The organism is Pseudoalteromonas sp. BSi20439, assembly GCF_000241165.1.
In the GTDB taxonomy this organism is placed as follows: domain Bacteria; phylum Pseudomonadota; class Gammaproteobacteria; order Enterobacterales; family Alteromonadaceae; genus Pseudoalteromonas.
In genome coordinates this window covers 1-295 of record NZ_BADW01000131.1, presented here as the reverse complement: position 1 = coordinate 295, position 295 = coordinate 1, and the positions used below count along the sequence as shown (strand labels likewise).

The 295-nt window shown below is 43.4% G+C and carries 1 pseudogene; it reads right to left on the bottom strand.

Annotated elements, in window-relative coordinates:
- Window positions 1-295 (bottom strand): annotated as a pseudogene (locus P20439_RS11610) (IS21 family transposase); the annotation flags it as partial.

The following is a 295-nucleotide window of genomic DNA, read 5'->3' as shown; positions in this document are numbered from 1 at the left end:
ATGTAATTGTCGCTGCTCTACTGCGTATTTATCACTTACACGGCGATTACGGCGAGCTACAATGTCGGCAACAAACGATTCATAGACTTCTCTTGTCTGAAAGTCATAACTACCACGGATTTTTAATGCTTGCTCCAGTTGCGATTTAAGATGCCCATGAGGGCTCTCAATAGCCCCATTTTCATGCGCAATACCGCGGTTATTGCGGGTCGCTTTAAAGCCATAATGGGTGACTAATTCATTAAAGCGCTCTGTAAAATCGTTATCATTAGTGTGATTACGATACGCAGCACTC